Here is an 8,430-nt window from a genome sequence, read left to right as displayed (position 1 = left end):
GTCACTTCAAAAATTCTACATTTTAGGGGTGAAGTCCTTTTTTATGTCTTTGAAATCCTTATGGCTCTTGGGTCAAAAAATATGCAAAATGCTCAATTAATATATCTAACACCTAACTTGTACAATAACTTCTATAAAGCTAAAATAAGACAGTGAAAATTTTGTAAAGGCGTGTTTTATTATGAATATTTTTAAGCAATTGTTTAAAAGCCTGTACTCCCCGAAGGATATAGCTTTTTACCGCTTTCAAGGGATTGGAAAGACCATCCTTTATGTATTCTTTCTAACTTTATTTATCCGTGATCCCGACGGTCTATTATTTCTCTGCTGCTGTTATTAACGGATTAGATGCGGCCCAGACAGCAGTAAAGGAACAGTTTCCCGAGTTCACGATCAAAGATGGCAAACTTTTTCAGCGGGCATGAAATTTATTGAAATCTCTATTTTTGCTTTATTTGGGCTTATGTTTAAAAATATGATCGGAAAAAACTTGCAATACCGTCACTTATGGAGAATGGCAGCATATTCCGTGACATTGCCGACGATTTTCTTTACGATTATGGCTGCACTGCAAACGACCGTTTTATACGGATTTCTTATTAACTGGTTTGCCTCGCTTATTGTCTTGTTCCTAGCAATAAAAGAGGTTCCAAAACGAAAAATCGAGTAGGAGGGAGCGATTAACTCCCGTCCTCTCACACCACCGTACGTACGGTTCCGTATACGGCGGTTCAATTAAGATCATTGACGCAAGTCTTTATAACTTCCGTGAATAGCTGTTCTCTTTATGCCAGTGGTCACTCCACCCTCCAAGAGGTCTCCCACGGGATTCACCGCTTCCTTCCTCAAGTGAGGTACTACGTTTTCTGTGTTCATCATGACTCACTGAATGCCAAGGGCTATTCTCTCTTAATTGTTCGGTCCTTCTTAGTAGTTCTAAACCAACTAATACTATGACCTCTGCTGACTTCTGACGGTTCAGCTACTTATCACTAAGTAGGTTATGAAGCGTATTTCACCTATCCGCCAGACCTCCCCGGGTAAGTACATGCACTTTCACACCATCTATCCGCCTCATTTACTCGATATGACCTTCGACAGAAAGAGCTTTGTTTTGTTTGGCAAACTCACTCAATCATACCTAGCCTTATATGAGGTTCGTGTTCCTCGGACCGACGGACACCCTTGCTCTTGGCTAACCTCTACTTCTGTCTTCGGGGTTCGGGACTTACACCCTATAGTTCATGTACATGCCGGGCGCACCAAAACTAAAACGCGCTAAAAAAGCGCGTTTTAATTTTGTTTTGTGAATTGAAATTGTCTTGTAAGTTTCTCAAGCGACTCTGACAAAAGTGTTAATCGTTCACCGGCTTCATGACTTTTCTTTACTTTTTCCATTTGATCATGTGAAGCAGCCATCATTTCTTCAGCGCTTGCCAGCGTTTCTTGTGCGACAGAGACTAAATTTTCAGCCGTTGTTTCCATTTTCGGTAAAGTATCATTTAAAACATTCAATTCTTCTTGAACTTTCACAATCATTCCACTGACAGCTTCGATCTCCATCATTAAAGTATCAAAAGATTTCTGGCTATCGGTAGCGATTGAAATATAATTTGTTACATTATTTACCATTTTCTGAAATTCCAATGATGCATGATTTGATATCGATTCCATCTCTGCAATCGTTTTTGTAATATGCTCAGTAGCTTCGGACGATTGTTCAGCAAGTTTCCTGACCTCATTGGCCACAACTACAAATCCTTTCCCTGCTTCTCCAGCTCGCGCTGCTTCAATTGTTGCATTTAGCGCAAGAAGTTTTGTCTGTTCTGCGATTTGTTGAATTAATGTCACAACGTTGGCAATGGAAGCCGAATAATTTTTTACATTCTCAACTGCTGACTTAACTCCTGAAAATTCATTCTCAAAGGCGGTAATCGTTTTGACCATTTTTCCGACGCTTTTTTCTCCGTTATCTGCAGATTTGTTCATGACTTGAGCTTTTTCAATCATTTGATTCATATGAGTAAATATTGTGTAAATTGATTTTTTCATTTCCTGGAATCTTTGAATGCTATCTTCAGAACTTCCGGCGGTTTGTTCCGCCCCGTTTTTCACAACATGTATAGCCTCTAAAAGCTGTTCATTTTCTTCGAGTACTTGATCAGAAACTTCCCTCAGCACTTTACCGGTTACTGAAAGATTCGAAGTCGTATTTGAAATATTCGATAAGAGTTCTTTCATCTGACGAATCATTGCATGGAAACTTTTCACTAAAGATGTGATCTCAGGAGTTGTTGTTTTGACTTCAACATGCAGATCTAAATTGCCTTCCCTTGCTTTTCTCATAACCTCGCGAAGATTAGAAAGCGGCTTTGTTAAACTTCTAACAATCAAAATAACAGTAAGTGAGGTTAGCGAAAGGCTTATGACAACCAAAATAAATATGTATTTTGCCATCTCATTAATATCTTTCATATAAATCTTTTGCGGAATCGCAATGACATAAATTCCTTTAAATTCTTGTACCTTTTGAAAAGAGATCGTATATAGTTCGCCATTTATTTTCTCGTGGAGAATCCCATTTTGTTTTTGGCGAATCTTTTCAAGAAGTGTGTCAGTAAATTTCAATTTTGTGTTTTTATTGATGCTAAAGGGCTTTATTTCTTTATTGTCAAGGATAAAATAATCTCCTTTTAATCCATCTTGGACAAGTTCCGCATCCTGACCTTTGATTACTTGATTCATCTTTTTTTGAAATTTCTCTTCTTCGCCTACATAAATCATCATCAAATTTTGTGCGATTGCATATACCATTTTCACTTCTCTTTCTAATCGTTGCTCCATTAACTCAATCGTCGTTTGCTTCGATTTCATGTAAGAAATGTAAGCAACTGAGGAAACCGACAGAAGCAGCAGACTTAATATTACGATTAACAGCCGGGCCTGCATGGTAAATTGAGCGAATAATTTGCTAATCCAATTCACTGGTCTAGTCTGAAAGTTTTCTAAAGGCAAAAAAATACACCCCTCCTATAATAACTAATTACATTATGGCAAAAGAATATTAAGGAATTGTAAAGAAATAGTATGATTTTTTTAAAAACATCACCTTTGACCTAGGCGAAATGATTTAAACAAGGAAAAAAATTCTTTTCGATTCGAAAAAACGAAAAAGAGAAAACTTGCAAAGAGGATTAAAACGGAATAAATAAAAACGGTTTGCGGCTCATCCATCCAGCGCTCAAAGACAACCGGACCTAATGCTACCCCGAGAAATCGACATGTTCCATAAAGGCTGACCACAAACCCCCGTTCTGAGTCCGGTACAGATGAAGTAACTGCCGTATTGATGGACGGCAAAATAAATCCCATACTTCCAAACGCCAATGTGATGAAGAATAATAAAAATGAAAATGAGTGAAACCAAACTAAAACGAAAAAGCATCCAATCATTAGTATGTTTCCAAGAAAAAGAAGCCCGTTCAATTCTTCACGGTTTGTTTTAAGCCGTTTTCCTGTCCAATATGAAGTAATGGTCATTGCACCAAGAGGAAACAAAAAAGTGGCGCCTTTAAAAAAACCATCGATTTTATAGGTTTCCTCGATTAAGAAGGAGAGGTAATATAACATTCCGAACATGACAAACATGCTGATCCCTCCCAAAAGATATTGAGGAATCAGGAAATTCCTTTTCTTATGAAACGTTTTTACAATTTTGATCGTATATTTTCTTAATGTGAGCATTTTGCAAAATTAGATTTTTTGGATAAAAGTATAAAAAATAAAGCACTCGACAAATAGCTACCAGCATGTTATTTTACAAAATATTACAATAAAGAGTTTTGTCACTGTCTCATTTTTTTTTTGTTCAAAAAATTGGTGCTGGTTTATACTCACCAACACCAAATATTATAGAGCCTGTTTTTGGAGGAAGGGATCAATGTATGTAAAATTTCGTATCTGTCAATCGTTGATCTTTCCTTATGTGCTTTGACGTTTAGATAAATATGAAAAGTATAAGATAAAAAGGCTGTGAAAAGTATAAAAAGGTCTATAAAGGTTCTTTTTTATATTATTAGGTTTAAAATTAGTGATGATTAGGTTAAAATATTAGTATTAAGATATATAATATATATTAGATATATAAGATATATAAAGGTGTGAAAAGGAGGGATATGGTTTGAGAAAGCTTCGTTCTAATGAAGTGTTCAAACCGGGATCATTTCCGAAATACACATACGTTTCTAGAAAGTCTTCGGGTTTCGGTTTTACGTATGAAACACGTTTGAAGCAAGCTCTTAATACACCGGGATATTTAACGTCCATTATTGGTCCATCTAAAACAGGGAAGACTGTCTTATGTGAGAAAGTGATCGAACCGCAAAATATGGTTTCTTTAACAGGTAGTGATTTTAAAAATGCAAAAGATTTTTGGGAAGTTGTTGCAAATAAAGTCGGTTTGCCTCTTGAAGGAGAATACTCAGAAACGACTGTGCTAAAAGGCACTGATAATAATCCAGAAGATAAATCAATTTCTACTCGAGAAAAGTATGGATCAAACAAGGATAAAGTGATTGAATTTTTTAAAGAAAATAACCTTGTGTTAGTTCTAGATGATTTCCATTATGCTCCTGAAGAGGTGCAGTTAGATATCGCTTATCAATTAAAAGATGCCATTAGAAGAGAATTTAAAGCTGTGGTTATATCACTACCTCATAGAGCGGATGACGCCATTAGGAAAAATCCAGATTTGAGCGGCAGATTAAATTTAATTAATATCGAACCATGGCAAGAAGATGAGTTAAAGGAAATTGCGATTACTGGTTTTGAGCAGCTTGGCATCAAAATAAGTGATGAATTGGCTTCAAAAATGGCTTTAGAAAGCCTTACATCTCCACAGTTAATGCAGTCAATTTGTTTGAATTTGTCGCTTATTTTAAATATTGATGAAGATGAAAGTATAAAGGAAATAAATGACGAAAAAAAATTGGAAGAAAGTTATCGGTTCACTACTATTAACTTACCGTATCAAGAAGTGGTTAAAAAGTTAATGGCCGGTCCATCCACAAGGGGGCAAGAAAGAAAAAAATATCAATTAAAAAATGGAGAAAAAGCGGATATTTATCATATTTTATTAAAAGCAATTGCTCAAAATCCACCTGTTGTTAGCCTGTCAGTGGACGAAATGAAAGAGAGAATCGATCAGCTGCTAGTAATTAATTCAAAGGAAAAAATCGAGAAGAACAAGATTAGAGATTCTCTTCAAAAATTGCATGATATCATGTTTTCTAGTGAGCCTATTTATCAAGTCTTTGAATGGAAAGATAATCAAATATTCATTCTAGATCCCCTGTTCCTGTTCTTTTTAAGATGGGGTACTTATTGATCGTGAAGGGGGATTTATATGTCGATGATTCGAAAAGAGCCGGATATAGTTATAAAAGAAATAAATGAAAGAATAGATGATCTCGAAAAACTTATAAGCCTCTATGAGCAAAAGCAAGATGTTTATGACTCTTTTAACGCTTGGAGGAACGATGTAAAGAGAACGTTGAGTGAAAATTTTTCTGAACCATCGATAAGTAAAGATTTTCTGATTGAAACGAAAGTGGTTCCAAATAAATTCTCGAGAGCGGACACTATTAGTAAAGTCGGAGAAGCTCTTCAAAAAAGTAGAGATATTTTGAGTAAATTAAAATCTGACGTTGAGTCCGGTAAATACTTACCAGAGAAAAGTGCTGAGGATCATATAGACAAAACAATAGCTGTAACAATTATCCGAAAGATTTTAAAGAATTTTCATAAACACATTGAGGCGATGTATCAAGATGAAGTTCATGGTAATGGTACGATCAAAAAGGAAGATTTAGATAAGATTAAAATCGGAAATGAGTACGATGTTCAGCGGATACTATATTCGCTAATCAGACCAATATTTCCAGATGCTAGATTAGAGGTTGTAGATGATGCTGGTTATGCTTCCGTCAGATATGATATAGTACTCGATGAATATGGAATTGTAATAGAGGTGAAATGTACAAGGGAAAACATGACTGAGCGTAAATTAAGGGAAGAGTTAGGCTCAGATTCATTTCATTATGAAGCCGATCATCTTTTCCTGTTTATATTTGATAAAGTGAAATTAATAAAAAACCCTGATGCTTTTGAGAAGGCTTTTCGAAGAGAAAAACAAGGTTTTGATAAAGAACTTGAAACAATTATTATTCGAGAAATCACTTTCTGATTTCTAAAATGCAAAGAGTTTTGCTAAGGTGAATGGCATGAATGCTCACAGATGTTTATTGCAAAATAAAAGTGGCTCTGACTCAATCTTGGTGATCGGAAGAGGTTTATTGAGAAAATGGATGTGCAAATAAGTATTTTTATTTGTATTCTCAATTACCTCGATTTTCCACGAAAAGAACGTAAGAGCCATTTTCTCTTTGCCAAAAACACACAGACCGTAGTGGAGTTCCAAAATCCACGATTGGAAGAATTGAAGCAGGACTTACAAGTCCTAGGGTGGAGACACTTTTTAAAATTTCGTAGGCATTGAATACTCCTTTCATCATTGGCGGTAGTAGGAAACAGGATCATGACCATAACCTGCATGTTCGAGTTTAGCGCATAATTCATATGCTTATATTATCGAAGCCATTCCTTGGAGAGAAAATTCTCCAAGGAACAGCTTTTTTAGGAGGAATAAGTATATGGACGTAGTTTGAAATCAAACACTTGGACGGGGAATGTGAGAAGCTGGTTAAATTATATAAAATGGCATACTTCACTTTATATGTGTGAGAATCTTTTTATTACTTTTGTATTTAGTTGAGTTAAAATGTTGATTGCTGCCTGTTGGGTAGCTTAATTGGATAAAAGACAGTCAATGAAGAACTGGCTTTTAAAATCATTAAATCAATAAATGCATTTTTTTCTTTCCTAAAACCACACAGATTTGCAAATGCATTGAAAATGGGAATTACATGTGTATGGCAAAATAAAAGTGCAGAGCTTTGCAAAGGAAAAATGCAGAGTCCTGCACTAAATTTTTGTGCATAAACAAAAAAAGACTTGCCAGTCACCCCAAGTCCCACTACAGTAATTGTGTCAAGCAGTTGGTAGTGGAGGTAAGAAAGGATGCTAGCAATGTCTGATATTAATTGTATCAAACATTTAAGAAATAACAAAGGTTTATCTATTTCAGAAATACAAAGAACAATGGGAATTAATTGGCGAACAGCTAAGAAGTATGCGGATGAAGATCAACTCCCTAAACAGAAATCATTTAAAAAGAAAGGGATGATGTATGAGGAAAAGTGGGGAGTAATTGTTTCAGATTGGCTTTTTGAGGATTTAAAGTTAAGGAAAAAATTAAGAAGAACAAAGAAACAAATATTTGAAGAACTAAAGGAAATGGGTTTCCAAGGTTCTTATCGTACTGTTTGTTACTTTATCTCTGAATGGATGAATACTCACCAAGAAGAAAAGGATAAAGGGTATGAAAGATTAGAACATCCTCCGGGTGAAGCTCAAGTAGACTTTGGAGTAATGGAAGCTGTACAAGATGGAGAAATGGTGGATATTCATGCTTTAGTTATGACGTTTCCTCATAGTAATGCTGGATTTGCAGTACCGTTACCAGCTGAAAATCAAGAATGCTTCTTACATTGGTCTCAATATTCTTTTTAAACAGGTTGGGGGAGTACCTAAAAGGATAAGAATCGATAATTTGACCCCCGCTGTGAAGAAAAAAAGGACAAAAAATGAAGAAGCACAATTAACTGATGAATTTGTTCAATTTCAGAGTTATTATGGCTTTGATGTGCAGGTATGCAATCCAAGAAGTGGCCATGAAAAAGGAAATGTTGAGAATAAAGTTGGATATATACGCTATAACTTTTTTACTTCAGCTCCAATAATGGACAGCTATGAGGGTTTAACGGATCAATTATTTCATAAATTAGAGGCGGACAGAAATAGAATTCATTATGCCAAAAACGTACGTATTGAGGACTTATGGCAGGAAGAACGGGATTATCTTCTAGCATTACCGGAAAAGCCCTATCCTGTATTTAAAGAGCATCTTGTTAAAGTAAACAAATATAATGAAGTGAAAGTGGATCAGACGTTGGTTCATGTCCCTAAGGGTGGCAACTATAGTCAATTACAAATGATATTAACATGGGATCAATTAAAGATTGTTTCACCTAATGGGGAGATATTATTGGATGACTATCGGCCATATATGAAAAAGCGAAAAGCATTACCATGGCTTTCAATAATTAAAACATGGATTCATAAACCAAGGGTTGTAGAATATTCGCGCTATAATAAGTATTTACCGGGAAGAATTAAAGAATTTTTGTTGGTAGATAATTTAATTATTCGACGAAAACGATTAGAAGCTCTAGCTAGTTTATTAGTTTCTCA

7 protein-coding genes and 2 pseudogenes are annotated in these 8,430 nt (G+C 35.4%); 6 read left to right on the top strand and 3 right to left on the bottom strand.

What is annotated here, in order from left to right:
• Positions 1-181: 181 nt before the first annotated feature.
• Positions 182-670: pseudogene (locus tag DKZ56_RS02825) on the top strand (DUF1189 domain-containing protein).
• A gap of 623 nt (positions 671-1,293) precedes the next feature.
• Here DKZ56_RS02825 and DKZ56_RS02815 read toward each other — a convergent pair.
• Both DKZ56_RS02815 and DKZ56_RS02810 read right to left on the bottom strand, forming a co-directional pair.
• On the bottom strand, positions 1,294-3,015 hold the full coding sequence (locus tag DKZ56_RS02815; RefSeq protein ID WP_245989583.1) for a methyl-accepting chemotaxis protein: 1,722 nt from the start codon (positions 3,013-3,015) through the stop codon (positions 1,294-1,296).
• Between the two features lie 90 nt (positions 3,016-3,105).
• A complete protein-coding gene (locus tag DKZ56_RS02810) occupies positions 3,106-3,744 on the bottom strand; it encodes an MFS transporter (RefSeq protein WP_245989582.1) in 639 nt (212 codons plus the stop codon).
• 436 nt (positions 3,745-4,180) lie between these two features.
• Between DKZ56_RS02810 and DKZ56_RS02805 the strand changes: the two genes are divergently transcribed.
• The 3 genes and pseudogenes from DKZ56_RS02805 to DKZ56_RS15915 form a co-directional block, all read left to right on the top strand.
• Positions 4,181-5,386 (top strand): AAA family ATPase, encoded by a 1,206-nt coding sequence (locus DKZ56_RS02805; protein WP_208651224.1) that lies wholly within the window; start codon positions 4,181-4,183, stop codon positions 5,384-5,386.
• 18 nt (positions 5,387-5,404) lie between these two features.
• Positions 5,405-6,244 (top strand): PD-(D/E)XK nuclease domain-containing protein, encoded by an 840-nt coding sequence (locus DKZ56_RS02800; RefSeq protein WP_208651223.1) that lies wholly within the window; start codon positions 5,405-5,407, stop codon positions 6,242-6,244.
• Between the two features lie 227 nt (positions 6,245-6,471).
• Positions 6,472-6,549 (top strand): annotated as a pseudogene (locus DKZ56_RS15915) (helix-turn-helix domain-containing protein); the annotation flags it as partial.
• Between the two features lie 284 nt (positions 6,550-6,833).
• Here the strand turns inward: DKZ56_RS15915 and DKZ56_RS02790 are convergent.
• Entirely contained in the window at positions 6,834-7,082 is a 249-nt protein-coding gene (locus tag DKZ56_RS02790) for a hypothetical protein (RefSeq protein ID WP_208651222.1), read from the bottom strand.
• A gap of 55 nt (positions 7,083-7,137) precedes the next feature.
• Between DKZ56_RS02790 and DKZ56_RS02785 the strand changes: the two genes are divergently transcribed.
• Together DKZ56_RS02785 and DKZ56_RS02780 are read left to right on the top strand one after the other, a co-directional pair.
• Positions 7,138-7,689, top strand: a complete 552-nt coding sequence (locus DKZ56_RS02785; RefSeq protein WP_208651221.1) for a transposase — start codon at positions 7,138-7,140, stop codon at positions 7,687-7,689.
• On the top strand, positions 7,616-8,430 hold an 815-nt coding region (locus DKZ56_RS02780; RefSeq protein WP_484421934.1), incomplete at its 3' end, for a transposase. The genes DKZ56_RS02785 and DKZ56_RS02780, both read left to right, overlap by 74 nt.

The organism is Ureibacillus thermophilus (genome assembly GCF_004331915.1).
Lineage (GTDB): Bacteria > Bacillota > Bacilli > Bacillales_A > Planococcaceae > Ureibacillus > Ureibacillus thermophilus.
Note: the sequence above shows the minus strand (reverse complement) of the source record. Positions and strands in the feature narration are given on the sequence as shown.

Excerpts from the sequence above, each read along its gene's own strand:
- DKZ56_RS02800 (WP_208651223.1), top strand. The coding sequence starts at position 5,405 with ATGTCGATGATTCGAAAAGAGCCGGATATAGTTATAAAAGAAATAAAT.
- DKZ56_RS02810 (WP_245989582.1), bottom strand. The coding sequence starts at position 3,744 with ATGCTCACATTAAGAAAATATACGATCAAAATTGTAAAAACGTTTCAT.
- DKZ56_RS02785 (WP_208651221.1), top strand. The coding sequence starts at position 7,138 with ATGCTAGCAATGTCTGATATTAATTGTATCAAACATTTAAGAAATAAC.